A 25,707-nucleotide genomic window follows, 5' to 3' on the forward strand; every position below is an offset into this window, starting at 1 on the left:
GTCCCTGCTCATCGCGGCCACGCTGCTCGGCGCGGCAGGTGTCAGCATGCTGATCCTCGTCGTGGATCGCGTGCTGCCCGGCACGCTCATACCGTGACCTCGAGTCCCCGGGAGGGGACCACCTCGCCGGGTGCCCTCGTGCGGCCCGGGTGCACGGTCAGCCGCGGCGCGGCCCCACCCAGACCTGCTGGGCGTTGACGAACTCGCGGATGCCGTGCGGCCCCAGCTCGCGGCCGTAGCCGGAACGCTTGATCCCCCCGCTCGGCAACCGGGGGTCGGTCTTGACGATGCCGTTCACCGCCACCTGTCCGGCCGCGATCCGTCCCGCCATCGCCTCGCCGCGCTCCGGCGTCGACCAGACGCTGGCCGCCAGGCCGTAGTCGGTCCGGTTCGCCATGGCGAGCGCCTCCTCGACGTCGGCCGCCTCCATGACCACCATGACCGGCCCGAACGTCTCCTCCCGGCACGCCGTCATGCCCTCCGTGACGTCGGCGAGCAGCGTGACCGGGTAGAAGTAGCCCGGCCCCGGCGGGATCTCGCCGCCCAGGAGCAGGCGGGCGCCGGCGTCGACCGTCTCGGCCACCTGCCGGTGCAGACCGTCGCGCAGGTCCTCGCGCGCGATGGGGCCCACGTCGGTCCCTGCCGAGCGCGGATCTCCCACGGTCAGCTTCTCGAGTCGCACGCGCAGGCGCTCGACCATGTCGGCGTAGACCGCGGACTCGACGATGATCCGCTTCGCGGCGATGCACGACTGGCCCGCGTTGATGATGCGGGACAGCGTGATCGTGTCGGCTGCGGCGTCCAGGTCGGCGTCCGCCAGCACGAGGCACGGGTCCGAACCGCCCAGCTCCAGGACCGTGGGCTTGATCTCGCCGGCCGCCAGGCTCGCGACGGCCGCGCCGCCCTTCGCGGACCCCGTGAAGGACACCGCGTCGACACGCCGGTCGCGGATGACGTCGGCCACCGCGGGCGTCTCCAGGGGCAGGTTGCCGAACACACCGGCCGGTGCACCGGCCGCCGCCAGCTCGGCGCCCACCACCTGCGCGATCGCCCGTGCGCAACCGGGCACGTGCGGGTCGTGCTTCATCAGGCACGTGTTGCCCGCCATCAGCGCCGGGGCGGCGAACCGCGCGGCGAGCCAGAACGGTGCGTTCCACGGCAGCACCCCGAGGACGGTGCCGAGCGGCAGGTGCTGCACATAGCTGTGGGTGGCGTCGGAGTCGATGGACTCTGGAGCCAGATAGTCGGCACCGTGGTCGGCGTAGTGCTCGAAGCACCACGCCGCCTTCTCCACCTCGCCGCGCGCCTCACCGATCGGCTTGCCCATCTCCTCCGTCATCAGCGGGGCCAGCTCCTCGACCTGTGCCCGCAGCCTGGCGGCCACCCCGCGCAGCACCTCTGCCCGCCCGTCCAGGCCTCGGTCCGTCCAGTCCGCCCGCGCAGCCTCTGCGGCGGCGAGCAACGGCTCCACCTCTGCCGCGCCGGCCGGCGCGACCTCTCGCACGACCTGTCCGGTGCTGGGGTCGATCGCAGTCAGCATGGATGCTCCTCTCAGGCGACTTCGGGACGGATGGGCGTGGCGCCCTCGTGCGGCACGGCGCTCGCCGCGTGATCGGGCTTGGTGACGAAGTCCTTGTCGAGGGTGAAGAAGGACTCGCACCCGTCGGCCGTGACGTGGACGGTGTCGGAGATGCCGACGGTCTTGTCGCCGTCGACCCCCCACATCCACGGCAGGATGTGGAACGTCATCCCCTCGCGCAGGATGGCCGGGTTGCCCTGGTTGAGGCTCAGGATGTAGCCCTCGTCCCAGCTCGGCGGGAACGCGATGCCGATCGAGTAGCCGGACCGCGTGATCAGCCGGGCACCGATCCGGTTGTCGCTGATGATGCTGCGCACGATGTTGTCGGCGTCGGACACGGTCAGGCCCGGGCGGATGGCCGCCTTCACCTCGGCCAGGGCCAGCTTCATGCGCTCCTGCGCCTCGAGCATCGAGCCCGAGAGGTCGTCGAGGACGGCGGTCCGCATCATCGCCGTGTGGTAGCGACGGAAGCACCCCCCGACCTCGAGGAACACGTGCTCCCCGGGCTGGACGGTCCGTCCTTCCCAGGTCGCATGACCGATCATGCTCCGCGGTCCGGACGTCACGTACGGCATCACGGCGGGGAACTCGCCGCCCGCGCGGAACATCGCCGAGCTGATCTCCGCCGCGATGTCGTTCTCCGTCACCCCGGCGACGCAGGCCTCCAGGCCCGCCCGCATCCCGGCCTCGGTGGCCTGCGCGGCCTTGCGCATCACCTCGATCTCGACCGGGGACTTGCACACCCGTCCCTCCTCGACGATGCCGAAGCAGTCGAGCAACCGGCCCTCCGTGAAGCTCGCGTGGATGTAGTCCTGGTGGTACGCCGGGAAGTAGTAGCTGTTGCGCTCGTAACCGACCTCCTTCGTGTGGAGGCCGAACTCGCGCATCGCCTGGACCAGCCCCTGGATCGCGTCACCGGTGTCGGGGTACGGCCGGGTCGTCTCGACCCAGGTCCGGGCATGGACGTTCGACTCCTCCATGGCTCGCGTGATCATGAAGGGTTCGCCCTCGAGCGGGACCACCAGCGCCTGGAAGAAGGAGTAGCCCGTCGTCTGGTAGTCCGTGAGGTACATCAGGTTCTCCGGGTCGGTGATCACCACCGCGTCCAGCAACCGGTCGGCCATGCGTCGGCGCAGCTCGCCCACGCGCCTCTCGTACTCCTCGAACGGGAACGTCATGTCCTCGCGGGGGTTCATCCCGGCCTCCTGTCGGTCAAGTGTCAGACAGCACGTCGCACAGCCTTGTCGAGGATCTGCAAGCCTTCCTCGAGGTCCTCCTGGGAGATGGTCAGCGGAGGGATCAGCTTCAGCACGCGCCCACCGCTGCCGCACGCACCGATCAGCATCCCGGAGGCGAAGCAGTCGGCGACGACGGCCTTGCCCAGCGCACCGTCTCCGACGTCGAGCCCGTAGACCATGCCGCGCCCTCGGACGTCGAACCCGGCGTCCACGTCGCCGGCGAGCGCATGCAGCGACCTCGCCATGGTCTCGCCCTTGGTCCGTACCTCGTCCATGAGCACGTCGTCGTCGAAGTAGGTCAGGGCCTCGCGGCCGGCCACGAAGGACAACCCCTGGCCGCGGAACGTCCCCGTGTGCTCCCCGGGCGACCAGTGCGCGTCGTGCTCCGGCTTGGCGAGGTTCATGGCCAGCGGCGTTCCGAACCCCCCGATGCCCTTGGCGAGACAGACGATGTCAGGGTCGAGCCCCATCCCGTCGAAGCTGAAGTAGCTCCCGGTCCGGCCGCAGCCGACCTGGATGTCATCGATGATGAACAGCGCGCCGACCTCGTGGGCGAGGTCCTGGACGGCACGCAGCCACTCGGCGCTCGCGACGTTGACGCCGCCCTCAGCCTGGATCGTCTCGACGATGAACGCCGCGGGCGGGACGAACCCGCTCGAGGCGTCGGCGAGGAGCGCGCGGAAGTCCTCGATCGCCTGGACGCCCCCGCCGGGCGCCGTCTCGAACGGCAGCCGCACCACGTTGTCCAGCGGTACCCCCGCCGCGTTGCGGAAGTAGTCGTTGGCCGTCGCGGCCAGGGCCCCGAGCGTCATGCCGTGGAACCCGTGCGTGAAGGCGACCACGTCCCGGCGCCCGGTGACCCGGCGAGCAAGCTTCAACGCGGCCTCGACGGCGTTGGTGCCGGTCGGGCCCATGAACTGCATCTTCATGCTCATGTCCCGGGGGGCCAGCACGGTCTGCGCGAACTTCTCGATGAAGTCGCGCTTCGTCGTGGTCGCCATGTCGAGGCTGTGCGCCACGCCGTCGGCCTCGAGGAACTCGATCATCGCGCGCTTCATGCGCGGGTTGTTGTGGCCGAAGTTCAGCACGCCCGCGCCGGCGAAGAAGTCGACATAACTCTTGCCGGCCTCGTCGACCTGACGCGCGTTCGATGCCGAGGCAAAGACCGTCGGATAGGTGCGGCTGTAGCCGCGGATCTCAGATTCCCACTTCGCGAACGCCTCCATTGACCACTTGTACGTGTCCCCCTGAGGCCTGTCAACAGATGCGGCGCATGGTTGACCGCGGCGTCGGCGGCTCGCGCCGCCGACCGGGCGACGGCGCGCACTCAGGGGCGGAGCGTCTGGGGGAACCCGGTCCACGCAGAAGTGCTGCGGGTGCTGACCGAGGCGAAGCGCAAAGGATGGGTGCAGCACACCGCCTTCGCCGACCTCGACGGCTGGTCGCTCACCGACTCGGGCAAGGTCGCGAACGAGCGTCAGCTCGCGGCAGAGCGCTCGGACGCTGACCCCGCAGGCGTGGTGGCGACTGCTTACCGCGCGTTCCTTCCACCCAACGCTCGCCTGCTCCGTGCCGTCTCCGATTGGCAGACGAAACCCTCAGGAGCAGACGAGCTCGCCCTCAACGACCACACCGACCCCGCCTGGGACGACCGCGTCCTCGATGAGCTCACGGCACTCGGTCAGGAACTCGCACCGCTGGTCGAGAGCCTCTCCGCAGTGCTGCCACGCTTCGGTGGCTACACGTCCCGGTTCGATGCAGCGCTGCGACGAGCGAGAGTCGGGCAGCACGACTGGATCGACCAGACCAGCGTGGACTCCTGTCACAGAGTTTGGTTCCAGCTCCACGAAGACCTGATCGCCACCCTCGGCATCGACCGGGGCAGCGACGACTTCATGGACGGGTGACGTCTCCGCGTGCGGTCTTCGTCAGGTGGCATCGAGGCTCGGCGAGCGAGACCCGCGCACGGGAAAAGGGCGACGATCCGGCTCGCTGAGCCCATCGCCGCCCTCGCACCTTTGCCAGCTTCCGCTGGTGTCAAGCGCCTCGTACGCCTTCAATGGTGGAGCTGAGGGGACTCGAACCCCTGACCCTCTGCATGCCATGCAGATGCGCTACCAGCTGCGCCACAGCCCCGAGAACCTGGCGAGGACGCCGGATTCGGATAGTTCGTGCACTTCCTCCGGGCTTTCGCCCCTCGGGAACGGAGATATCTTAGGCAGACTTGGGCTCAGGCTCCAAATCCGCGTGCGGGCCCGCCTGCCAGCGGTCGAGCGGGTACCCAGCCCCCACGTTGTGGGCCACCAGCCGCCATCCTGGCACCGCTCCCGGCGCGGATCGGTGCAGGTGGGACCAGTGGACGTTGTCCACGCCGGAGATGCCGCGCCAGCCCGTGGCGTCCAGCCCGAGCAGGCCGGTGATCGCCAGGGAGATCGCCGCCCCGTGCGAGACGACCACGAGACACTCGTCACCTCCCAGGCGGTCGGCGTGCTCGAGCACCGCCGCGACCATCCGGTCGGTCACTGCGGCCTTGGTCTCCGCACCGATGCCCTGCGGTTCGCCGCCACACCGCCATGCCTCGCGCTCGGCCGGCCAGCCGGCGGCCATCTCCGGTGCCGTCAGACCCTCCCAGTCGCCGAAGGACCTCTCACGCAGCCGCACGTCGACCTCGACCGCAGCGCCGACGAGCGCCGCGTAGGCGTTCGCGGTGTCCACGGCACGCACGAGGTCCGACGAGACGATCCGCGCCGCTCGGTGCGAGGCCACGAGGGCGGACGCTCCCTCAGCAGCCTGCCAGCGGCCGACCTCGTCGAGCGGGATGTCGATCTGACCCTGCAGCCGCATCGCGGCGTTGTATGCCGTGCGACCGTGGCGCAGCAGCACGATCGTGCCTGCCGTCACGACCGCCTCACCGCCCGCCGGCCAGGCGGATCGTCCCGTCAGGCGGGGTGTCACCGAACTCTTCCCGGGCCGCCGCACCGTCGCCGCCACGGGCGTCCTCGGGCAGCTCGATCGCCGGGCAGTCCTTCCAGAGCCGCTCGAGGGCGTAGTAGACACGATCCTCGGCATGCTGGACGTGCACGACGACGTCGCCGAAGTCGAGGAGGACCCAGCGCGCCTCCGCCTTGCCCTCGCGACGGATCGCCTTCGCCCCCGCGGCGAACATCGCCTCCTCGACGGCGTCGACGACGGCGCCGACCTGTCGCTCGTTCGTGCCGGACGCGATGAGGAAGACGTCGGTGAGCACCAGCTGCTCGCTGACGTCGAGGGCAATGATCTCCTGCGCCTTGCGGCCGGACGCGGCACGAGCCGCGGTGATGGCCAGCTCGACCGCACGGTCCGTGGCCGTCATCGCGGCCCTCCCTCGTGCATCAGCGTCACGGGAGCCGATGCCTCCTCGGTGCCGAAGTCCTCCGTGTCGGGACCGTCGAGGAGGAGGTTCCAGACCAGTGCGCCGAGGATGAATGCCACGACCACCAGCACGATGTAGTGCAGCCAGGTGTAGGACGGCTCCGGCTCGTCCCACTCGTCGTCGTCGTCGAGGTCCTGGTCGACCCGCGCGGGCCGCCCCTCCCCGACGACAGAGGCGAAGGGCGACGCACCCGGCGCCTCCTGTCGCGGTGGCGCAGGTGCCTGCGCTCCGGGGGCCGCGGCGCCCGACCCGCTCGTCGCTGTGCCCCACGGCAGCGCGGGTGCGACGGCGGTCGCGTCCGGATCCTGGTTCGAGGGAGCGCCCGGGCCCGAGGAGCTCGCCGCGCCAGGCCACGCCGGTGCCGTGCGGGAAGGTGTCGGAGCCGCCGCAGGCGGCGTGCTCGCGGGCGGCGCGACAGGAGCGCCAGGAGATCCGGACGACGAGCCGAAGGCCGAACGCCGGCTCGGCCCGCCGGCGTCGAACGGTGACGGAGCGGCCTCCGGGCCAGGAGCCGGAGCGGGCGCGCCGCCGGGGCGCGTCGCGCCAGGTCCACCGGGGGACGCGGCGCGAGGCGACTCTGTCCGTGCGGGCGACGCCCCGCCGGCCGCCGGGCCGCTCTCGCCACCGAACGGCGACGGACGCAGCGAGCTCCGCGTGGGAGTCCGGGGCGTAGCGGCGGGTGCCGGAGACCCGCCGGCGCCCGGATCACCACCGGGACGGCGCACCGGGGTCAGCCGGCCCGTCTCGTCGACGCCCCGCACTCCCCCGGACGTCGACGGCGGGCGGACGGTCGGCGCGGGACCGGGCGACGGGCTCGCAGCGCCGGGGTGCTGCTCGCGCAGCGAGCGGCGCGACGGCGGTGCGGCCGCGGGAGGCGCCGACGAGGCGCTCTGCGCCCCACGACCGAAGGCCGCGGGACCGGCGCCGGGAGCGGGCGCGGACTGGCCGGGCGGTGCTGCCTGTCGGGCCGCCGCCTCGGCGGCGGCCTGCTCGCGTTCGCGGATCTCCCGCCGCGTCAGCGGCCGGGACGTGTTGTCACTCATCGAGACCTCGATACAGACCGTGCTTGGCGATGTACTGAACGACGCCGTCCGGCACCAGGTACCAGACCGGCTGGCCCGCCTCCGCGCGCCGACGGCAGTCCGTGGACGAGATGGCCAGCGCCGGCACCTCGAGCGTGGTGACGCCCTCGGAGGGCAGGCCGTCGACCGTGAGCCGGTGACCGGGCCGGGTGACGGCCACGAAGTGCGCCATCTCCCACAGCGACCCCGCATCCTTCCATGTCAGGAGCTGCTCGATCGCGTCCGCACCCGTGATGAAGTACAGGTCGGCGTCGGGCCGATCCTGCCGCAGGTCGCGCAGCGTGTCGACCGTGTAGGTCAGGCCGGGCCGGTCGATGTCGACCCGGCTGACCGTGAACCGCGGGTTGGACGCCGTGGCGATGACCGTCATGAGGTAGCGGTGCTCGGCGGGCGACACGCGGGTGTCCTGCTTGAAGCTCGGCTTGCCCGTCGGCACGAAGACGACCTCGTCGAGGTCGAGCAACGCCGCGGCCTCGCTCGCGGCCACCAGGTGGCCGTGGTGGATGGGGTCGAACGTGCCACCCATCACCCCGATCCGGGGACGCCGCTGCTCACTCACCGGTAGGCGGTCTCGTCAGTGCTTGTTGCTGGCGTTGCGGAAGGCGAACGTCGCGAGCAGCGCGACGACGAATCCCCCGAAGGCGATCACACCGAGCATGACGGGCGGGATGCCGGACGACGCGTGCTCGGCTGCCTCCTCGGCGACCTGGACGGCGGTGTGCAGCACGGGGGCTCCTCAAGAAGTAGTCGGGGCAAGTCGGGGCACAGTCTCTCACGCCGTGCGGTCAGGGCCGTACGTGGCCGTCACCGTGCACCACCCACTTGGTCGTGGTCAGCTCGGCGAGCCCCATCGGTCCACGAGCATGGAGCTTCTGGGTGGAGATGCCGATCTCCGCCCCCATGCCGAGCTGGCCGCCGTCGGTGAACCGGGTCGAGGCGTTCACCATCACGGCCGCGGAGTCGACCTCCGCCACGAACCGCTCGGACGCTGCGAGGTCGCGGGTGACGATCGCCTCGGTGTGACCCGAGCTCCACGTGCGGATGTGCTCGATGGCCTCGTCGAGCGAGTCGACCACCCGGACGGCGAGCTCTGGCGCGAGATACTCGGTCGCCCAGTCCTCGTCCGTGGCCGGGGTGACGGCGACGTCCCCGGGGGCCGACGCCCGCGCTCCCTCGTCACCGTGCAGGACGACGCCCGCCCCGCTGAGCGCGGCCAGCGCGACGGGCAGGAAGCGCGCGGCAGCGTCCGCGTGCACCAGCAGGGTCTCCGCGGCGTTGCAGACCCCGACGCGCTGCGTCTTGGCGTTCATGATGATCTCGACGGCGGTCGCGGTGTCCGCCGAGGCGTCCACGTACACGTGCACGTTGCCCGTGCCGGTCTCGATGACCGGTACCGTCGACTGCTCGACGACGGTGCGGATCAGATCGGCTCCGCCGCGCGGCACGAGCAGGTCCACCAGACCACGCGCCTGCATGAGGGCGACCCCGCCAGGACGGCCGTACACGTCGATGGACTGGATCAGGTCGGCGGGCAGGCCGCGCGCTTCGAGCGCCGCTCGCAGGACCGCCGTGATCCTGGTGTTCGACGACGCCGCGGCGCTGCCCCCACGCAGGATGACCGCGTTGCCGGACTTGAGCGCCAGCCCGGCGGCGTCCACGGTGACGTTGGGGCGCGCCTCGTAGATCATGCCGACCACACCCATCGGGACGCGGAGCTGACGCATCCGCAGGCCGTTGGGCAGCGTCTGTCCGCGCACCACCTCCCCGACCGGGTCGGGCAGCGCGGCGAGCTCGCGCAGGGCGTCGGCGATGGCGACGACGCGCTCGCCGGTGAGCGTGAGGCGGTCGAGCAGGCCTTCGCTCATGCCGTTCCCCCGCCCGCGGGCGACGTCGTCGGCGTTCGCCGACACGATCTCGTCCGACGCCGCCACGAGGGCGTCGGCGAGCGCGTGCAGCGTCTCGTCCTTCTCGGCCCGGGTGGCGGTGGCCAGCACGCGCGACGCCGTCTGCGAGCGGCGCGCGACGTCCTGGACGGCGGCCGTCACCTCGGCGTCCGGCTGCGGTCGCTGGGCAGGGCCGGGCGTCGCGGTCGCTGCGGTCTCGAACGTCGTGGTCATGCCCTCGAGACTACGACGCCGAGGCCGACGAGGACAGGCCGTTCCGTCCTTCGAGCACCAGATCGTCGCGGTGCACGACCTCACGGTCGTACCCCTCGCCGAGGTCTTCCCGGAGCTCGTAGGTGGATCGTCCCAGCAGCGGCGGCAGCTCGGTCGCGTCGTAGGCGACGAGCCCACGGGCGACCACGGTGCCGTCCGGACCGACCAGCTCGACCGGGTCGCCGGCGTCGAACTGTCCCTCCACCCGGGTGATCCCGGCGGGCAGGAGGGAGGCGCGACCGCCGAGCACCGCGCGCGTGGCGCCGTCGTCGAGGTGCAGGACGCCCGCGGCCCGTGCCGCGTGCGCGATCCACAGCCGCCGGGCGGTGGTGCGCTTGCCTCCGGCGGTGAAGAACGTCCCGACGTCGTCGCCCGCCAGCGCCTGCGCCACGTTCGCGGCGGCGGTGAGGACCACGGGCACCCCGGCCTCCGTCGCGATGCGCACCGACTCGAGCTTGGTGACCATCCCGCCGGTGCCGACGCTGCTGCCCCGCGCCGTCACCTCGACCCCCGCCACGTCGGCGAGGTCCGCCACGTGGGAGATCCGGCGAGCACCGGGACGGCTCGGCGGAGCGTCGTGCAGACCGTCGACGTCCGTGAGCAGGACCATCGCGTCGGCCCGCACCAGGTGGGACACGAGAGCGGCGAGGCGGTCGTTGTCGCCGAAGCGCAGCTCGTCGATGGTCACGGCGTCGTTCTCGTTGACGACCGGCACCACGCCGAGCGCGAGAAGCTTCTCGAGGGAGCGCTGCGCGTTGCGGTACCGGACGCGGCGCACCGTGTCCTCCGCCGTGAGCAGCGCCTGGCCGACCCGGAGCCCGTGCGCGGCGAACGCCTCGCTGTAGCGCGCCACGAGCTGACCCTGGCCGAGCATCGCGCAGGCCTGCATGGTCGCGAGGTCGCGCGGCCGCGACGTCAGCCCGGCAGGCCCGATACCCGCGGCGATCGCCCCGGACGTGACGAGCACGACCTCCTGGCCTTTCGCGCGGCGCGCGGCCAGGACGTCCACCAGTGCGCGCAGCGCCACCACGTCGAGGTGGCCGTCCGGTCGCGTCAGCGAGGACGAGCCGATCTTGACGACGAGCCGACGAGCGGCGGGCAGCGCAGAGCGGGAGGTGGCGTTCACGAGGCCATCATCCCCGCAACCGCCGTCAGTCGTCGGCGGGGTCCGCCCAGTGACCCGCGTCGCGCTCCCTCCACAGCTCTTCGCGCGCCGCCGTCTTGGCGTCCATCCGTTCGCTGTGCTCCTGGCGCTTGCGCGCACGCGTGGGTCGCGACTCGTGCTCGAAGCGCAGGTCGGTGCCCCGGGCGCCCAGCAGCTCGGCACCAGTGGCCATGGTGGGTTCCCAGTCGAAGACGACGGCGTCACGCTCGGTGCCGATGCGCACCTCGTCGCCCGCGACGGCACCGGCCTTGAGGAGCCGGTCCTCGACGCCGAGCTTGGCGAGGCGGTCCGCGAGGTACCCGACCGCCTCGTCGTTGTTGAAGTCCGTCTGGCGGACCCAGCGGTGCGGCTTGCGCCCCTCGACCAGGAAGTACACGTGGCCGGTGCTGCCGTCCGTGCGGCGCGTGACCGTGAACCCGGCGTCGTTGACGGCCCGGGGACGCAGGACCACCCGGGCCGGCTCGGGCGGCGGTGCCGCGGCGCGGGCCCTGGCGACGATCTCACCGAGCGCGAAGGTCAGCGGTCGCAACCCCTCGTGGGAGGCCGTCGAGACCTCGAAAACCCGCAGTCCGCGCGCCTCCAGCTCCGGCCGGACGAAGTCCGCGAGCTCGCGGGCCTCGGGGACGTCGATCTTGTTGAGCACGACGAGCTGAGGACGCTCCAGCAGCGGGACCCTGCCGCCCTCGATCTCCAGGTCACCTGCGTAGGCGGCCAGCTCGGCCTCGAGGGCCTCGAGGTCGCTGATCGGGTCACGCCCGGGCTCCAGCGTGGCGCAGTCGAGCACGTGCACGATGACGGCCGTGCGTTCGATGTGGCGCAGGAACTCCAGGCCCAGCCCCCTGCCCTCGCTCGCGCCGGGGATCAGCCCGGGGACGTCGGCGACGGTGTACCGGACGTCTCCGGCCTGCACCACGCCGAGGTTGGGCACCAGCGTCGTGAAGGGGTAGTCGGCGATCTTCGGCCGGGCCGCGGAGACCGCGGCGATCAGGGACGACTTGCCGGCACTCGGGAAGCCCACCAGGGCGACGTCGGCGATCGACTTGAGCTCGAGGACGACGTCGCGTTCCTCGCCCGGCTCGCCGAGGAGCGCGAAGCCGGGCGCCTTGCGCTTCGGCGAGGCGAGCGCGCGGTTGCCCAGCCCGCCGCGACCGCCCTCGGCGATGACGAACTCGGTGCCGTCGCCGACCAGGTCGGCCAGCACGCCGCCGTCGCGGTCCTTGACGACGGTGCCGTCGGGGACACGCAGGATCAGGTCGTCGCCCTTGGCCCCGTCCCGGTCGTCACCCATGCCCTGCCCGCCCTTGGGCGCGCGGCGGTGGGGCGAGTGGTGGTACTCGAGCAGCGTGGTCGTCTGGGCGTCCACGACGAGCCGGACGCTGCCGCCGTCGCCGCCGTTGCCGCCGTCGGGCCCGCCGAGCGGCTTGAACTTCTCACGGTGCACAGACGCGACCCCGTGCCCGCCGTCACCGCCGGCGGCGTGCAGCACCACTCGATCGACGAAGCTGGCCATGGGTAGATCCTCTCAGGACGGCAGGCGGAGAACAGCACGAGGGGCGCACCCGAGATGGTGCGCCCCTCGTGGGAAGTGCGGCAGCGGTCCGCTGCGCGCGGCTCGGATCCGGTGGATCAGGCCTGCGCGGCCGCGACGATGTCGACGACCTTGCGACCACGACGCGTCGCGAAGGCGACCTCGCCGGCAGCCAGCGCGAACAGCGTGTCGTCGCCACCGCGGCCGACGTTCTCGCCCGGGTGGAAGTGGGTGCCGCGCTGGCGGACGATGATCTCGCCCGCGCCGACGACCTGGCCGCCGTAGCGCTTCACGCCGAGCGACTTCGCGTTGGAGTCACGACCGTTGCGCGAGGAGCTCGCGCCCTTCTTGTGTGCCATGTCTGACCTGCTTTCTCAGAAGTACGAAGAGTGCGGGGAACCTGGCGGGCGGCGACGCCCGCCGGACATCACTTGATGCCGGTGACCTTCAGGCGGGTCAGCTGCTGGCGGTGACCCTGGCGCTTCCGGTAGCCGGTCTTGTTCTTGTACTTGTGGATGGTGATCTTCGGGCCCTTGGCGTCCCGGACGACCTCCGCGGTGACCTTGACCTTCGCGAGCTTCTCAGCGTCGGAGGTCACCTTCTCCCCGTCCACGAGCAGGATGGCAGGCAGCTCCACGCTGTCTCCGGCCGACACCTGGATGCGGTCCATGACGACGATGTCGCCCACGGACACCTTTTCCTGACGGCCACCGGCCTTGACGATCGCGTACACCATGCTGATGCTCATCTCTCCTGGTCTTGGCGTGCTCGCACGACGTCGGTCACCGGCTTGATCTGGGACTCGGTCCGCCGCGGCGGTCGAGTGCGGTGCGCCGAGGGCACACGGGACAGGCACGCTGAGGGCGCGCCGACGCATTACTCTACGCGACGCCGCCAGCTGCGATCAACTGCCGCAGGGCCCAGGAGAGCGTGACCTGACCCACTGGTCCCCGCCTGCGGGTTCGCGAGGGACTCGGCAGCGACCCATGATAATCACGTGAGATCCGCTCCCGAGCCGCCCGGGGCACGGGGCGACGGCGACGACGCCGTCGCCACGGCCATGCGCGCCGTGGACCGTCGCGGATTCCTGCCACGCGCGCAACGGCACGTCGCGGACGCCGACAGGCCGTTGCCCATCGGCCACGAGCAGACCTGCTCGCAGCCGTCGACCGTCGCCGCCATGCTCAGGCTCCTGCAGGTGCACCGTGGCGCCACGGTGCTCGACGTCGGGTCCGGGTCGGGATGGACGACGGCGCTGCTCGCACACCTGGTCGGGCCGACCGGGGAGGTGCTCGGCGTCGAGCTCGTGCCCGAGATCGCGGCCTGGGGCGCCGCGAACCTGGCTCGGCAGGCGACGCCGTGGGCACAGGTCGTGCCGGCCACGAGCGGCACGCTCGGGTCGCCCCGTGACGGCGGATGGCAGCGCATCCTGGTCTCGGCATCGCCCGACGAGCTACCGGGGGAACTGGTGGAGCAGCTCGCCCCCGGGGGACGGATGGTCATCCCGGTGCGCCACGCCATGCTGCTGGTCGAGCGGTCCGACGACGGCGCTGTACGCACCACGGAGCACGGCACGTACAGCTTCGTCCCCCTCGTCCAGGACTGAGCACCTGCGCGAGACCTTCACGTGGGGGTCGCTGCCCCGGAACCTACGGTCCCGTAGGCTCGGGCCATCTGCACGACCGGGCACCTGCCCACCATCTCGGCTGGGAAGTCGACACCGACCCCTCTGCGAGGCATGCATGGCCCCCTCCGCCCCGTCCGTCATCGACGACAACGGTCCCCCGCCCAGCGCTGCTGCGAAGTTCACGAGCAGCTACAGCGACCTCGCACGACAGGTGCGGGAGGCGGGGCTGCTCCGCCGGGCCTACGGGTACTACCTCTGGACCGGGATCGGTGTGACCCTCGCGCTCGGCGGGGTGATCACCGGGATGGTGCTGCTCGGTGACTCCTGGTTCCAGCTCCTCATGGCGGGGGCGCTCGGCCTCGTGCTGACGCAGATCGCCTTCCTGACCCACGAGGCCGCGCACCGGCAGGTCTTCGCGAGCGGACCGGTCAACGACCGGGTCGGGCGGTGGCTGGCCAACGCCGTGGTCGGTATCAGCTACTCGTGGTGGATGACCAAGCACACGCGTCACCACGCCAACCCGAACCACGTGGGCAAGGACCCGGACATCGCGGCCGACACGATCCGGTTCACCCCGGAGGCCGCCGCCGAGGTCCGCGGCCCGCTGCGCCACATCACCCGACGTCAAGGCTGGCTGTTCTTCCCCCTGCTGACCCTCGAAGGGCTCAACCTGCACGTGACCTCGATCCGGTCGCTGCTGACCGGCCCCCCGAAGACCCTCGCCACCCGCCGTCGCGAGCTCGTCACGATCGCCGTCCGCCTCACGCTCTATGTCGCCGTGATCTTCTGGTTCATGCCGCCCGGGCTCGCCGCGGCGTTCATCGGTGTTCAGCTCGCCGTCTTCGGCGTCTACATGGGCGCTTCCTTCGCCCCGAACCACAAGGGCATGAAGATCGTCCCGGCGGGCGTCAAGATGGACTTCCTGTCCAAGCAGGTCCTGACCTCCCGGAACATCCGCGGTGGTTGGTTCATGAACGTCCTGATGGGCGGGCTCAACCACCAGGTCGAGCACCACCTGTTCCCGAGCATGCCGCGGCCGAGCCTGGCGAAGGCGCGCCTCCTGGTCCGTGAGCACTGCGCGAACCACGGCCTGCCGTACACGGAGACGAGCCTCGTCGCGTCCTACGCGATCGTCGTCCGCTATCTCAACCGCGTGGGCCTCGCCGCCCGTGACCCGTTCGACTGCCCGCTGCGGCAGGAGCTGCGCGGCTACTGAGGCAGGTCGGCCGCGGTCCGAGGCCGACCTCAGGCCCGACGGTGCGCCCGGCAGCGCGCCTGGTAGGAGTCCGTGCCCCCGACGTGAGCGGCGACGGCGACGAGGGCGTCGCCGGGCAGCACATCCGCGTCGGGCAACCGCACGTGGTAGGCGGCGTCCCGTCCGCACACCGCGCACACGGCGGTGAGCTTCGCGGCGGTCTCGGCCAGCGCCATGAGTGCGGGCACCGGTTCGAACGGGCGCCCGTCGAACGTCACCGTGAGTCCCGCGACGACGACGTCGAGGCCCGAGTCGAGCAGGTCGAGGACGACCGCCACGAGCTCGGGCCCGAAGAACTGGGCCTCGTCGACCGCCACCATCCGTGTCCGTGGACCGACGAGGCCGGGTATCTCCGCGGGTCCGTCCACGGACCGCGACGCGATCTCGACGCCCGAGTGGGACGCCACCACCCCCGCCCCGTAGCGGACGTCCAAGGTGTGCGCCACGGTCAGCACCTCGCGCCCGGCGATCTGCGCGCGCCGGACCATCCGGGCCAGCTCCTCTGTCTTGCCGGCGAACATGGGGCCGCCGATCACCGTCAGGCGACCGGCGTCTCGACCGTCATCCATACGGTCCAGTCAAGCATCCGCCCGGCGGTCGAACGGCCCGGAAACGCCGCACGCCCGTACCCGTCCCCTGAGGGCGGGCACGGGCGTGCGGCGTGGACGAGCTACCGGCCGTCGGCCGGCGGACCGTCCGTCAGCGTCGCAGCCTCGTCATCAGCCTGCTCAGGAGCCTCCTCGGCTCCGGCTCCTTTGGCGGGTGCCGGCTCCGGAGCCGGTTCGTCCTCCGGTGCGTCCGCAGCGGCGGCGCGCAGGTCCGAGACCGGCTCCCGCCGCTCGACCGGCTCGGGTGCCGGCTCCGGCAGCACGATCGCCTCCACCGCCGCCTCCACCGCGGCGCCCGACTCGGCGGCAGTGCCCTCGGTGACCGGCTCCGGCGGGTCCACGGTCTCCGCCGAGGCCACGGTGTCGGCAGCCCGTGCCGGCTCCTCGCCGCCGTGGTGCTCGTCGTGGTCGTGGGCATGGGCTGCTGCGGCGGCGATCGTGGCCAGCGTCGCCTTGACGGCCTCGCGTGCCTCGGACTTGTCGTCCGGCAGCTTGGCCATGTCGGCGCCCGACGGCTGCGACTCCTCCTTCTTGGCACCGCCACGCTTGCGGCGTGACCGCTTGGAGCTGTCGTCGCCGGCACCCGACGACACGGCACCGCCCCGCTCGACCGGTTCGCTGTGGACGATGAAGCCACGGCCCTTGCAGTGCTCGCAGGTCGAGGAGAAGGCCTCGACGAGCCCCTGCCCCACGCGCTTGCGCGTCATCTGGACGAGACCGAGCGAGGTGACCTCGGCCACCTGGTGCTTGGTGCGGTCCCGGCCGAGGCACTCGACCAGCCGGCGCAGCACGAGGTCACGGTTCGACTCAAGGACCATGTCGACGAAGTCGATCACGATGATGCCGCCGATGTCCCGCAGGCGGAGCTGACGGACGATCTCCTCCGCCGCCTCCAGGTTGTTGCGGGTCACGGTCTCCTCGAGCGTGCCGCCCGAGCCGGTGAACTTGCCGGTGTTGACGTCGACGACGGTCATCGCCTCGGTCCGGTCGATGACGAGCGACCCGCCGGACGGCAACCACACCTTGCGGTCCATGCCCTTGGCGAGCTGCTCGTCGACACGGTGCTTGGCGAAGACGTCGCCCGGCTCGTTCCACCGCGAGACCCGCTCCCGGAGGTCGGGTGCGAGCTCGGCCACGTAGGACGAGATCTCGGACCACGCGTGGTCGCCCTGCACGACGAGCGAGGTGAAGTCGTCGTTGAAGATGTCACGGACCACGCGGATCGCCATGTCCGGCTCACCCTGCAGCAGACTGGGCGCGCTGGTCGACGACCTGGCCGCCTTGTCGCTGATCGCCTTCCACTGCGCCTCGAGCCGTCCGACGTCGGCGCGCAGCTCGTCCTCCGAGGCTCCCTCGGCGGCGGTCCGCACGATGACGCCGGCGCCCTCCGGGACGACGTCGCGCAGGATCTTCTTGAGGCGGCTGCGCTCGGTGTCGGGCAGCTTGCGGCTGATGCCGGTCATGCCACCACCGGGCACGAACACCAGGTAGCGACCGGCGAGCGTGATCTGCGAGGTCAGCCGGGCGCCCTTGTGCCCGATCGGGTCCTTGGTCACCTGTACGAGCACGGAGTCGCCCGACTTGAGGGCCTCCTCGATGCGGCGCGGCTGGCCGTCGATGCCGGCGGCGTCCCAGTTGACCTCGCCCGCGTAGAGCACGGCGTTGCGGCCCTTGCCCACGTCGACGAACGCCGCCTCCATGGACGGCAGGACGTTCTGGACGCGGCCGAGGTAGACGTTGCCCACCATCGAGGCCTGCTCCTGCTGGGAGACGTAGTGCTCCACGAGGACGCCGTCCTCGAGCACGGCGATCTGGGTGCGTCCGTCCTCCTCACGCACGAACATCGAGCGCTGCACGGACTCGCGCCGTGCCAGGAACTCCGCCTCGGTGATGATCTGGCGGCGGCGCCCCGCGTCGCGCCCGTCCCGGCGACGCTGACGCTTCGCCTCGAGCCGGGTGGACCCCTTCAGTGCGGTGACTTCGTCCTCGGCCCGCTCCCTGCGGCCGGTGTCCCGGTCGCTGCCGCGGCCGCCGCGACGGCGGCGTCGACGACGACGGCTCGAGCTCGACGAGTCGGAGTCCTCCGGCCCGCTCTCCCGCTGGGCACCGGTCTCGGCGGGCGCGTCGTCCTGCTCGGCGGCCTTCGACGGCTGCGAGGTGCCCTCGTCCGCCGAGGCCGTCGACTCGTCGGCGCTGTCCTCGCCCTGCTCGTCGTCCTGCTCGTCGTCGTCACGCGGGTCGACCTTGCGGCCACCCCGGCGACCCCGTCCACCACGACGACGGCGGCGCCGCGGGCGGATCTCGGACTCCTCGCCGTCCTCACGGAAGTCCTCGGGGCGCAGCTCGGGGAGCGTGACACCCTCCGACTCCAGCTCGGTCTCGATGATCTCGAGCTCGGAGACGGCGGCCTCCTCGGCCTCGCTCAGCGTGAGCGCCGCCGGTTCCTCCGACGCGGCCTCCTCCGGCTCGGCGGAAGACGTCCCGGGCGCCTCGGCGGCTGAGGACTCGACGGCCTCCTCGAGCGCCTTCGTGGACCGGGTGCCCTGGCCCGTCGATCTCGTCGCCCTCCGGGTCTTCGCGGCCGGCTGGCCGGTCGTCGGCTCCTCGGCCGGCTCGGTGGTCGCGGCGGTCTCGCCGGTCTGCTCGGGCCCCGAGCCGGTGCGCTCGGCGACGTCGTCGTGCGACCGCGGCGGGCCTGCCGGCGCCTGGGCCCGGCGGGACTTGCGGGCCCCGGAAATCTCCGGGGCCTGGAACAGCAGCGCGGTGGTCGCGAGGCGCGGTGTGCCCGCCCCGCCGGCGGTGCGCGCGGTCGACGCCTCGGACTCGGCCGCGGGCTTCTCGGCCTCAGGCTTCTCGGCCTCGGGTTCTGCCGCCGGCGCCGTGGCCTCCGCGGACGCACCAGCCGCGCGGCCGGCCCGGCGCCGCTTGGGCGCCGCCGTCTCAGGTGCGGGCTCTGCTGCGGGCTCGAGTGCGGGCTCCGCTGCGGCGGCCGGTTCGGCCTTCTTCGTCGCGCGCGACCGGGACCGCCTCGGCGGCTGCTCGGCCTGGTCCGCGCTCTTGGTGCGCGAGGACTTCTTCGGCGCGGACGACGGCGCGGTCTCCGGGCCACCGGGGAGGACGATGTCGTCCAACGACAGCGACGAGGCGGACGCGGCCGGCTCCTGAGCAGGTTCGGGCAGCGTGATCGGCTCCGGGCTCGCGGTGGTGTCGGCGCTGTCGGTCATGGGTGCTTCGACGGCCGACGACGCGGCGTCTGCGGCCGCCTTCGTGGCGGGTCCGGCGGTGCGACGGGTCGCCCGGCGCGGGCGGCGCCCGGAGCCGGAGGCCGGAGCCTCGCCGACGACGGGCTGCTCGGGCGCGGAGGTCGCCGGCGGCTGCGTCGGCTCGTCAGCGGGTCCTGCCGTCTCCGGTGCCGGCGTGGCGGGCACGACGATCGGTGCGGGGCCGGTGGTCTGCGGGGCCGAGGTCGGCCGGGTGACCCGGCGGCGGGTCGCGCGGCGGGGCGGGGTGCTCCCGGCCTCGTTCGTCGCCTGGTCGCCGGTCGGGATGTCGGACGTCACGAAATACGCTCCTGCTCCCGGTCGCCGGCCCACACCTACCGGCCGCCGGGTGGTCGCCGTCGGGGTGGCAGCGCTGCTCAGCGCGCCGCCCGGACGGAAGTCTCGGTCTCGGCTGCGTCACCCCCGTCTTCGCGGCCGCCGGCTGCCGGGCCCCTTCACGCCCCGCCGCGGCACCGCGTGCGGGACGCGGGAGCTGCAAGCTTGTCGACCGGCCGGGGGATGTGGCCCCGGCGGTCTGCCGTCCAGTATCGCACTCCTGGATCAAGGTGCAGACCGAGGCGGCCAGGTCGGCGTGGCGCCGCTCACAGTCGTCCGCTCCGGCTTGACTTGTGAAGATCTTCACGAGAACGTTCGTGAAGATCTTCACAAGACGTGCCTCGCACCCAAGGAGTCCGTTCGTGGACGCTCTCGCCCTGGCTCGGTGGCAGTTCGCCATCACCACCGTCTACCACTTCATCTTCGTCCCGCTGACGATCGGGCTCGCGCCGATCGTCGCCGGGATGCAGACGGCGTGGGTCGTCACGCAGAAGGAACGCTGGCTGCGGCTGACCAAGTTCTTCGGCAAGCTCCTCCTGATCAACTTCGCCCTCGGTGTCGTCACCGGCATCTGGCAGGAGTTCCAGTTCGGCATGGCCTGGAGCGAGTACTCCCGGTTCGTCGGTGACGTGTTCGGCGCACCGCTGGCCATGGAGGCGCTGGCCGCGTTCTTCGTCGAGTCGATCTTCCTGGGCGTGTGGATCTTCGGCTGGGACCGCGTGTCGAAGAAGATCCACCTCGCCTCGATCTGGCTCTTCGCGCTCGCCACCAACCTGTCGGCGTTCTTCATCCTCGCCGCCAACTCGTGGATGCAGCACCCCGTGGGCGCCGTCTTCAACCCCGAGACCGGCCGCGCCGAGATGGAGTCGATCTGGGCGGTGCTGACCAACAACACCCTCCTGGCCGCGTTCCCCCACACCATCACAGCCGCATTCCTCACCGCCGGCACGTTCGTCACCGGCATCGCGACCTGGTGGATGGTGCGCCTCGTCCGCAGTCGCAGGCCCGAGCACATCGAGACCGCTCGGACCGTCTACCGCCCCGCCGTGCGCGTCGGCATCTGGGTGATGATCGTCTCCGGCGCAGGGCTCATCTGGTCGGGCGACGTCCAGGGCAAGCTCATGTACGAACAGCAGCCCGGCAAGATGTCCTCCGCCGAGGCGCTGTGCGAGGGCACCGAGTCGGCGGAGTTCTCCATCCTCGCCGTCGGGCCGCTGCACGCCGGGTGCGAGGACGTCGACCACCTCATCTCCATCCCCGGCGTCACGAGCTTCCTGGGCACCGGCCAGTTCTCCGGACCCGAGTCCTACCTGCCCGGCGTCTACGACGTCCAGGAGGAGTACACCGAGCGGTACGGCGACACCACGGCGTCCGGCGACCCCGTCACGTACACGCCACCCCTGGCCATCACCTACTGGTCGTTCCGGCTCATGATCGGCCTCGCCGCGTTCTCCGTGGCGCTCGCCCTGGCCGCCCTGTGGTTCACGCGCCAGGGACGCGTGAGCGACAACGTCTGGCTGTCACGCCTCGGTCTCCTCGCCATCCCCATGCCGTTCGCCGCCTGCTCCTTCGGCTGGATCTTCACGGAGGTGGGACGCCAGCCGTGGGTGGTGGTACCGAACCCGACCGGCATCGACCAGATCCGGCTGCTCACCGAGCGCGGCGTGTCCACCGCGGTCCCTCCCGGCGTCATCCTGACCTCGATGATCGTCCTGACCGTCGTCTACGCGGTGCTCGCCGTCGTCTGGTACCGCCTCATGCACCGGTACACGATCGAGGGCGCACCGGAGACGGTGCGCGACGAGTCGCCCGAGGCGCAGGAAGCCGACGACTCCGACCGCCCCCTGTCCTTCGCGTACTGATCGCCCGGACCTGAAGAGACTGGAGACCTGACGTGGACCTCGCGATCCTGTGGTTCGTCATCATCGCCGTGCTGTGGACCGGCTATCTCGTGCTCGAGGGCTTCGACTTCGGTGTCGGCATGCTGCTCTCGATCCTGCCCCGCGGCGACCGCGAGCACCGGGAGAAGGAACGGCGCGTGCTCGTCAACACGATCGGCCCCGTCTGGGACGGCAACGAGGTGTGGCTGCTCACCGCGGGCGGCGCGACGTTCGCCGCGTTCCCCGAGTGGTACGCGACGATGTTCTCCGGCTTCTACCTTCCGTTGCTCATCATCCTGGTCGGGCTGGTGGCCCGCGGCGTCGCGTTCGAGTACCGGGGCAAGATCGCCGACGCCGTCTGGGCGCGGCGCTGCGACCTGGCGATCCAGGCCGGTTCGTGGATCCCCGCCGTGATGTGGGGCGTGGCGTTCGGCAACCTCGTGCGGGGGCTGCTGCTCGACGCCGACCACCAGTACGTCGGCGGCTTCTGGGCCCTGCTCAACCCCTTCGCGCTGCTGGGCGGTCTGACGACGGCGACGCTGTTCCTGCTGCACGGCGCCGTCTTCGTCGCGCTGAAGACCGACGGGGACATCCGCCGTCGTGCGGCCCGGCTCGCGTCGGGCCTGTCGATGGTCGCGCTGGTCGTGGCCGGCGGCTGGGCCGTCTGGGCGCAGGTGGCCTACTCCGTCCCGTGGACCTGGGCGGCAGTGGTCGTGGCGGCCGGTTGCCTCGTCGGGGTGGTCGTCGCCACGCGCGCCCGCAGCGAGGGCATCGCCTTCACCCTGTCGGCGGTCACCATCGTGGCGGCCGTGGTGCTCATCTTCGGCTCCATGTACCCGGACGTGATCCCGGCCGTGGACGGTGGCGTGGCGCTCAGCGTGGCCGACGCCTCCTCCACCGACTACACCTTGACGGTGATGAGCTGGGTGGCCGTGTTCCTCACCCCGCTGGTGATCGCCTACCAGGCCTGGACGTACTGGGTCTTCCGCCGTCGCCTGAGCACGCGGGACATCCCGGCCCCTGCCGGGCTGTCGTGGCAGAAGATCAAGGATGCGGCGTTCTGAGGTGCGGCCGCTCGACCCACGGCTGCTGCGCCAGGCCCGCGCCGCCCGCTCCTACGTCCTGCTGACCACGGCGCTGGGTGCTGCCTCGGCTGCGCTCGTGGTGGTGCAGGCCTTCGCGATCGCGCACGCTCTCGCGCCCGTCGTGGTCGCCACGAGCCCCGGTCTCGACGGCACGGTCGACCGGGCCGAGCTCGTCCGCTGGTCCGCGGTACTGGCGGGTGCCGCCGTCGGCCGCACCCTGGTGGCCTGGGCCCAGGAACGGTTCGGGCGCCGCGCCGCGACGCGGGTCGTGGCGGACCTGCGCCGGCAGGTGGTGACGCGCGCGGTGGCGCTGGGTCCGCGGCCTCCGGCCGGAGCGCGGCCCGCCGACGTCGCCACGCTCGCCACCCGGGGGCTCGGTGACCTCGAGCCGTACCTGGTCCGGTTCCTGCCGCAGCTGCTCCTGACGGCCCTCGTCACCCCGGCGACGGTCCTGGTGGTGCTGGGCCTCGACTGGATCTCGGCGCTGGTCGCCGCGGCGACGCTGCCGCTGGTGCCGTTCTTCATGTGGTTGATCGGCACGATGACGGCGGGTACGTCCGAGCGACGGCTCGCCACCGTGGAGCGCCTGGGATCGCAGGTGCTGGACCTCGTCGCGGGCCTGCCGACGTTGCGGGCTTTCGGTCGGGAGGTCGGCCCGGCCGCTCGCGTGCGGGCGCTCGGCGAGTCGTCCCGGCGGGCCACCATGAAGACGCTGCGGGTCGCGTTCCTGTCCGGGGCGGTGCTCGAGCTGCTGACCACGCTGTGCGTCGCGGTCATCGCGGTGGGTGTCGGGCTGCGTCTGGTGCACGGGGGCGTCGAGCTCGTGCCCGCCCTGGCGGTGCTCGTCCTCGCTCCGGAGATCTTCCTGCCGCTGCGCCGCGTCGGCGCGGAGTTCCACGCCTCGAGCGACGGTCTGGCGGCCACGGCGCGCGCCTTCGGTGTGCTGGACTCCCCCGTCGCGCCGGCCGGGGACCGGCAGCCTCCCCGCGCCGTCGGGGGAGCGCTCGTGCTCGACGACGTCACCGTGCGCGCGCCGGGGCGGCACGTCGACGCGCCCGCGCACCTGTCGGCCCGCATCACGCTCGGCACCGGCGAGCCTGGCGGCGGCCGGGTGGTCGCGCTGCGTGGGCCCAGCGGCGCCGGCAAGTCGACGCTCGTGCTGCTCCTGCTCGGCCTGCTGCGCCCCGACTCCGGACGCGTCCTCCTCGCTCCAGGTCCGGCGCAGGACGCGGCGCAGGACCTGGCCGACGTCGACGCCACGGCGTGGTGGGAGCAGGTCGCCTGGGTCCCGCAGCGCCCGGCGATCGGTCCGGGCACCGTGCACGACGTCGTCACGGACGGCCGCGACGTCCCCCCGGCCACGCTGGACGCCGTTGCTCGCACGACCGGGCTCGACGCCGTCCTCGCTGACCTGCCGGACGGTTGGCATACCCGCGTGGGCCTCGGCGGCGTCGGGCTCAGCGTCGGGCAGCGCCAGCGGATCGCCCTGGCCCGGACGCTCGTCGGTGCCACCGACCGTCCCGTGGTGGTGCTCGACGAGCCGACGGCCCACCTGGACGCCCGCGGCGAGCAGGTGGTGCTGGACACCGTGCGGACGTGGCGGGAGGCCGGGCGGACCGTCGTCGTCGTCGCGCACCGGGCGTCCCTGCTCGCGCTGGCCGACCAGGTCGTCGACGTCGAGGCGCGAGAGGTGGTGGGGTCGTGACCGACCCGCTGCGGCAGCTCCTGCCATTGCTCGAGATCCGCTGGGGCCGGGTGGCCCGTGCCGTCGCGCTCGGCACGCTCACCCTCGTGTGCGCGATCGGGCTGGCGGCCGCGGCCGCGTGGCTCGTCGCGCGTGCCTCGCAGATGCCACCCGTGCTGGTGCTGTCCGTGGCGGCCGTCGGCGTGCGCGCGTTCGGCACGGGCCGGGCGTTCTTCCGCTACCTCGAGCGGCTCGCGTCCCACGACGTCGCGCTGCGGGGCATGGCCGCGCTGCGTGCCAACCTGTACGACCGGATCGCCCGCGGCGGCGCCGACGTCGTGGCGCTGCGGCGTGGCGACCTGCTCGCGCGGGTCGGCAACGACGTCGACGCCGTGGGGGACGTCGTCGTCCGAGCGCTCATCCCTGGTGCCGTCGCTGTCGTCACGGGGATCGGCTCCGTCGTGCTGGTGGGGGTCTTCCTGCCCCCTGCCGGGCTCGTGCTGCTAGCCGGCCTGCTCCTGACCGGTGTGGTCTCCCCGTGGCTGGCGTCCCGCGCGTCGGCGTCCGTCGAGGTGCGGGGCGCGGCGGCGCGCGGCGAGGTATCGGCGCGCACGCTCGAGCTGTTGGAGGACGGCCAGCAGCTCCGGGTCGCCGGGCGGCTCGCCGACCGCCGGGCCGGCCTGGCCACGGCTGAGGACCGCCTCGCCGCCGCGACCGACGACGGCGCGCGCGTCGCGGGCGTCTCCGCCGGCCTCGAGGCGGGTGCCCAGACCCTCGCCGTGCTCGGCTGCCTGCTGCTCGGCGTCCCGGCGGCGCTCGCCGGGGACCTCGCCGCGACCGAGCTCGCCGTGGTCGTCCTGACCCCGCTGGCCGTGTTCGAGGTGACCGCGGCCCTGCCTGCCGCCGCGGTCCAGCTGCGCCGGTCCCGTGCGGCGGCGCGGCGCCTGCTCGAGCTGCTCTCCCCCGACGCCCCGGCACGGCCCGGACCCGACGGACCGCAGACCCGGGCCGGTGCGTCCGGCCGGCTGGTCCTGGACGGCGTCGCCGCCGGGTGGGGCGGCCCGGCGGGTACGTCGGTCGTCGAGGGCGTCGACCTCGCCGTCGGGCCGGGCTCGGTCGTCGCGCTGGCCGGGGCGTCGGGCGTCGGCAAGTCCACGCTGCTGCTCACGGCCGCCGGGCTCCTCGCGCCCGCGGAGGGCGAGGTGCACGGGCAGGGCCTCTTCGTCGCCGAGGACGGCCACGTCTTCGGCACCACCGTGCTGGAGAACCTTCGCGTGGCCCGGGCGGACGTCGACGAGCGCGAGGCGCACGACGCCCTGGCCGCCGTCGGGCTCGACGACTGGCTCGACGGGCTGCCCGACGGCCTCGGCACGCTGCTGGACACCGGCGGCAGCGACGTCTCGGGCGGTGAACGACGACGCCTCCTCGTCGCGCGGGCGCTGCTCGCTCCGCAGCGTGTGCTGCTGGTCGACGAGCCGGCGGAGCACCTCGACGCCCGTACGGCCGACGCGCTCGTCGAGACCCTCGCGAAGATCGCCCGCACCAGCGGCCGGGCCGTGGTGGTCGCCTCCCACCGCCTCGCCCCGCTCGGAGCGGCCGACGAGGTGCTCCTGCTCGGGCACGACGACGCAGATCCTGCCGGCGTGCCGGCTCGCGTCGTCGCGCGGGGCACCCATGCCGAGCTGCTCCGTGACGTCCCGGCCTACCGCTGGGCCGCGACCCAGGAGCTGACCTCGGCCGGAGCCGGCCCTGGCTCCGCCTGAGCGGACCCTGGGCGTCCCGCACCCCTCCCAGGGTGCGGTTGGGGGTCAT

General features: G+C 72.4%; 22 protein-coding genes and 1 tRNA gene. 7 read left to right on the top strand and 16 right to left on the bottom strand.

The genetic code is table 11. The features are described from left to right. Window positions 1-157: 157 nt before the first annotated feature. The 3 genes from ACH5HR_RS03545 to ACH5HR_RS03555 are packed head-to-tail and all read right to left on the bottom strand — an operon-like array spanning window position 158 to window position 4,043. Entirely contained in the window at window positions 158-1,540 is a 1,383-nt protein-coding gene (locus ACH5HR_RS03545; protein WP_402371083.1) for an aldehyde dehydrogenase family protein, read from the bottom strand. Between the two features lie 11 nt (window positions 1,541-1,551). Beyond that, window positions 1,552-2,775: an ectoine hydrolase gene (gene doeA, locus ACH5HR_RS03550; RefSeq protein WP_416476274.1), complete on the bottom strand. Its 1,224-nt coding sequence runs from the start codon at window positions 2,773-2,775 to the stop codon at window positions 1,552-1,554. Between the two features lie 23 nt (window positions 2,776-2,798). Then, the gene (locus ACH5HR_RS03555) at window positions 2,799-4,043 is read right to left on the bottom strand and encodes an aspartate aminotransferase family protein (protein ID WP_416476275.1); all 1,245 of its coding nucleotides are present in this window, start codon (window positions 4,041-4,043) and stop codon (window positions 2,799-2,801) included. 150 nt (window positions 4,044-4,193) lie between these two features. Here ACH5HR_RS03555 and ACH5HR_RS03560 point away from each other — a divergent pair, with 150 nt between their 5' ends. Beyond that, window positions 4,194-4,724, top strand: a complete 531-nt coding sequence (locus ACH5HR_RS03560; RefSeq protein WP_416476277.1) for a transcriptional regulator — start codon at window positions 4,194-4,196, stop codon at window positions 4,722-4,724. 153 nt (window positions 4,725-4,877) lie between these two features. On the opposite strand, the gene ACH5HR_RS03565 is transcribed toward ACH5HR_RS03560, so the two are convergent. From ACH5HR_RS03565 to rplU, 11 genes are all read right to left on the bottom strand, one after another. Then, window positions 4,878-4,953, bottom strand: a tRNA-Ala gene (locus ACH5HR_RS03565). A 78-nt stretch (window positions 4,954-5,031) separates the two neighbouring features. Beyond that, window positions 5,032-5,718, bottom strand: coding sequence for a histidine phosphatase family protein (locus ACH5HR_RS03570; RefSeq protein ID WP_402371064.1), 687 nt, complete (start codon window positions 5,716-5,718; stop codon window positions 5,032-5,034). Between the two features lie 7 nt (window positions 5,719-5,725). Beyond that, window positions 5,726-6,169 (bottom strand): ribosome silencing factor, encoded by a 444-nt coding sequence (rsfS, locus tag ACH5HR_RS03575; protein WP_402371062.1) that lies wholly within the window; start codon window positions 6,167-6,169, stop codon window positions 5,726-5,728. Next, window positions 6,166-7,272 carry a hypothetical protein gene (locus ACH5HR_RS03580; RefSeq protein ID WP_416476279.1) on the bottom strand — a complete coding sequence of 369 codons (1,107 nt, stop codon included), beginning with the start codon at window positions 7,270-7,272 and terminating at the stop codon, window positions 6,166-6,168. Before ACH5HR_RS03580 ends, rsfS begins: the two co-directional genes overlap by 4 nt. Beyond that, entirely contained in the window at window positions 7,265-7,870 is a 606-nt protein-coding gene (nadD, locus tag ACH5HR_RS03585) for a nicotinate-nucleotide adenylyltransferase (RefSeq protein ID WP_402371056.1), read from the bottom strand. Before nadD ends, ACH5HR_RS03580 begins: the two co-directional genes overlap by 8 nt. A 15-nt stretch (window positions 7,871-7,885) precedes the next feature. Next, complete coding sequence (locus ACH5HR_RS03590; RefSeq protein WP_402371054.1) at window positions 7,886-8,038, bottom strand: hypothetical protein; 153 nt, start codon at window positions 8,036-8,038, stop codon at window positions 7,886-7,888. 58 nt (window positions 8,039-8,096) lie between these two features. Continuing rightward, on the bottom strand, window positions 8,097-9,428 hold the full coding sequence (locus tag ACH5HR_RS03595) for a glutamate-5-semialdehyde dehydrogenase (RefSeq protein ID WP_416476281.1): 1,332 nt from the start codon (window positions 9,426-9,428) through the stop codon (window positions 8,097-8,099). 10 nt (window positions 9,429-9,438) lie between these two features. Beyond that, window positions 9,439-10,593, bottom strand: coding sequence for a glutamate 5-kinase (gene proB / locus ACH5HR_RS03600; protein ID WP_416476283.1), 1,155 nt, complete (start codon window positions 10,591-10,593; stop codon window positions 9,439-9,441). A 25-nt stretch (window positions 10,594-10,618) separates the two neighbouring features. Continuing rightward, on the bottom strand, window positions 10,619-12,142 hold the full coding sequence (gene obgE / locus ACH5HR_RS03605) for a GTPase ObgE (RefSeq protein ID WP_416476284.1): 1,524 nt from the start codon (window positions 12,140-12,142) through the stop codon (window positions 10,619-10,621). Window positions 12,143-12,258: 116 nt separating this feature from the next. After that, window positions 12,259-12,519: a 50S ribosomal protein L27 gene (gene rpmA / locus ACH5HR_RS03610; RefSeq protein ID WP_277211664.1), complete on the bottom strand. Its 261-nt coding sequence runs from the start codon at window positions 12,517-12,519 to the stop codon at window positions 12,259-12,261. Window positions 12,520-12,587: 68 nt separating this feature from the next. Continuing rightward, window positions 12,588-12,896: a 50S ribosomal protein L21 gene (gene rplU / locus ACH5HR_RS03615; protein WP_402372073.1), complete on the bottom strand. Its 309-nt coding sequence runs from the start codon at window positions 12,894-12,896 to the stop codon at window positions 12,588-12,590. Window positions 12,897-13,157: 261 nt separating this feature from the next. On the opposite strand from rplU, the gene ACH5HR_RS03620 reads away from it, so the two are divergent. Both ACH5HR_RS03620 and ACH5HR_RS03625 read left to right on the top strand, forming a co-directional pair. Then, complete coding sequence (locus ACH5HR_RS03620; RefSeq protein ID WP_416476285.1) at window positions 13,158-13,766, top strand: protein-L-isoaspartate O-methyltransferase family protein; 609 nt, start codon at window positions 13,158-13,160, stop codon at window positions 13,764-13,766. 136 nt (window positions 13,767-13,902) lie between these two features. After that, window positions 13,903-15,003: a fatty acid desaturase family protein gene (locus tag ACH5HR_RS03625; protein WP_416476287.1), complete on the top strand. Its 1,101-nt coding sequence runs from the start codon at window positions 13,903-13,905 to the stop codon at window positions 15,001-15,003. A 29-nt stretch (window positions 15,004-15,032) separates the two neighbouring features. Here ACH5HR_RS03625 and ACH5HR_RS03630 read toward each other — a convergent pair whose 3' ends face one another. Further along, window positions 15,033-15,611, bottom strand: coding sequence for a thymidine kinase (locus ACH5HR_RS03630; RefSeq protein WP_416476288.1), 579 nt, complete (start codon window positions 15,609-15,611; stop codon window positions 15,033-15,035). Between the two features lie 101 nt (window positions 15,612-15,712). Then, on the bottom strand, window positions 15,713-18,874 hold the full coding sequence (locus ACH5HR_RS03635) for an Rne/Rng family ribonuclease (protein ID WP_416476412.1): 3,162 nt from the start codon (window positions 18,872-18,874) through the stop codon (window positions 15,713-15,715). A gap of 734 nt (window positions 18,875-19,608) precedes the next feature. Between ACH5HR_RS03635 and ACH5HR_RS03640 the strand changes: the two genes are divergently transcribed. Genes ACH5HR_RS03640 through cydC form a run of 4 tightly spaced genes read left to right on the top strand, consistent with a single transcriptional unit; the run spans window position 19,609 to window position 25,658 of the window. Next, on the top strand, window positions 19,609-21,108 hold the full coding sequence (locus ACH5HR_RS03640) for a cytochrome ubiquinol oxidase subunit I (RefSeq protein WP_416476290.1): 1,500 nt from the start codon (window positions 19,609-19,611) through the stop codon (window positions 21,106-21,108). A gap of 32 nt (window positions 21,109-21,140) precedes the next feature. Further along, a complete protein-coding gene (cydB, locus tag ACH5HR_RS03645) occupies window positions 21,141-22,190 on the top strand; it encodes a cytochrome d ubiquinol oxidase subunit II (protein WP_402371027.1) in 1,050 nt (349 codons plus the stop codon). A 1-nt stretch (window position 22,191) separates the two neighbouring features. Then, complete coding sequence (cydD, locus tag ACH5HR_RS03650; RefSeq protein WP_416476414.1) at window positions 22,192-23,916, top strand: thiol reductant ABC exporter subunit CydD; 1,725 nt, start codon at window positions 22,192-22,194, stop codon at window positions 23,914-23,916. Further along, on the top strand, window positions 23,913-25,658 hold the full coding sequence (gene cydC, locus ACH5HR_RS03655; RefSeq protein WP_416476292.1) for a thiol reductant ABC exporter subunit CydC: 1,746 nt from the start codon (window positions 23,913-23,915) through the stop codon (window positions 25,656-25,658). The genes cydD and cydC overlap by 4 nt, the downstream gene beginning before the upstream one ends. Window positions 25,659-25,707 lie beyond the last annotated feature (49 nt).

The organism is Isoptericola maris, from assembly GCF_048065335.1.
Lineage (GTDB): Bacteria > Actinomycetota > Actinomycetes > Actinomycetales > Cellulomonadaceae > Isoptericola > Isoptericola rhizosphaerae.

Bases quoted from the DNA above. Each gene is read 5' to 3' on its own strand.
- rsfS (WP_402371062.1), bottom strand. From the start codon at position 6,169: ATGACGGCCACGGACCGTGCGGTCGAGCTGGCCATCACCGCGGCTCGT.
- rpmA (WP_277211664.1), bottom strand. From the start codon at position 12,519: ATGGCACACAAGAAGGGCGCGAGCTCCTCGCGCAACGGTCGTGACTCC.
- ACH5HR_RS03545 (WP_402371083.1), bottom strand. From the start codon at position 1,540: ATGCTGACTGCGATCGACCCCAGCACCGGACAGGTCGTGCGAGAGGTC.
- ACH5HR_RS03595 (WP_416476281.1), bottom strand. From the start codon at position 9,428: ATGACCACGACGTTCGAGACCGCAGCGACCGCGACGCCCGGCCCTGCC.
- obgE (WP_416476284.1), bottom strand. From the start codon at position 12,142: ATGGCCAGCTTCGTCGATCGAGTGGTGCTGCACGCCGCCGGCGGTGAC.
- ACH5HR_RS03555 (WP_416476275.1), bottom strand. From the start codon at position 4,043: ATGGAGGCGTTCGCGAAGTGGGAATCTGAGATCCGCGGCTACAGCCGC.
- ACH5HR_RS03625 (WP_416476287.1), top strand. From the start codon at position 13,903: ATGGCCCCCTCCGCCCCGTCCGTCATCGACGACAACGGTCCCCCGCCC.
- ACH5HR_RS03580 (WP_416476279.1), bottom strand. From the start codon at position 7,272: ATGAGTGACAACACGTCCCGGCCGCTGACGCGGCGGGAGATCCGCGAA.
- doeA (WP_416476274.1), bottom strand. From the start codon at position 2,775: ATGAACCCCCGCGAGGACATGACGTTCCCGTTCGAGGAGTACGAGAGG.
- ACH5HR_RS03635 (WP_416476412.1), bottom strand. From the start codon at position 18,874: ATGACCGACAGCGCCGACACCACCGCGAGCCCGGAGCCGATCACGCTG.
- ACH5HR_RS03630 (WP_416476288.1), bottom strand. From the start codon at position 15,611: ATGGATGACGGTCGAGACGCCGGTCGCCTGACGGTGATCGGCGGCCCC.
- rplU (WP_402372073.1), bottom strand. From the start codon at position 12,896: ATGGTGTACGCGATCGTCAAGGCCGGTGGCCGTCAGGAAAAGGTGTCC.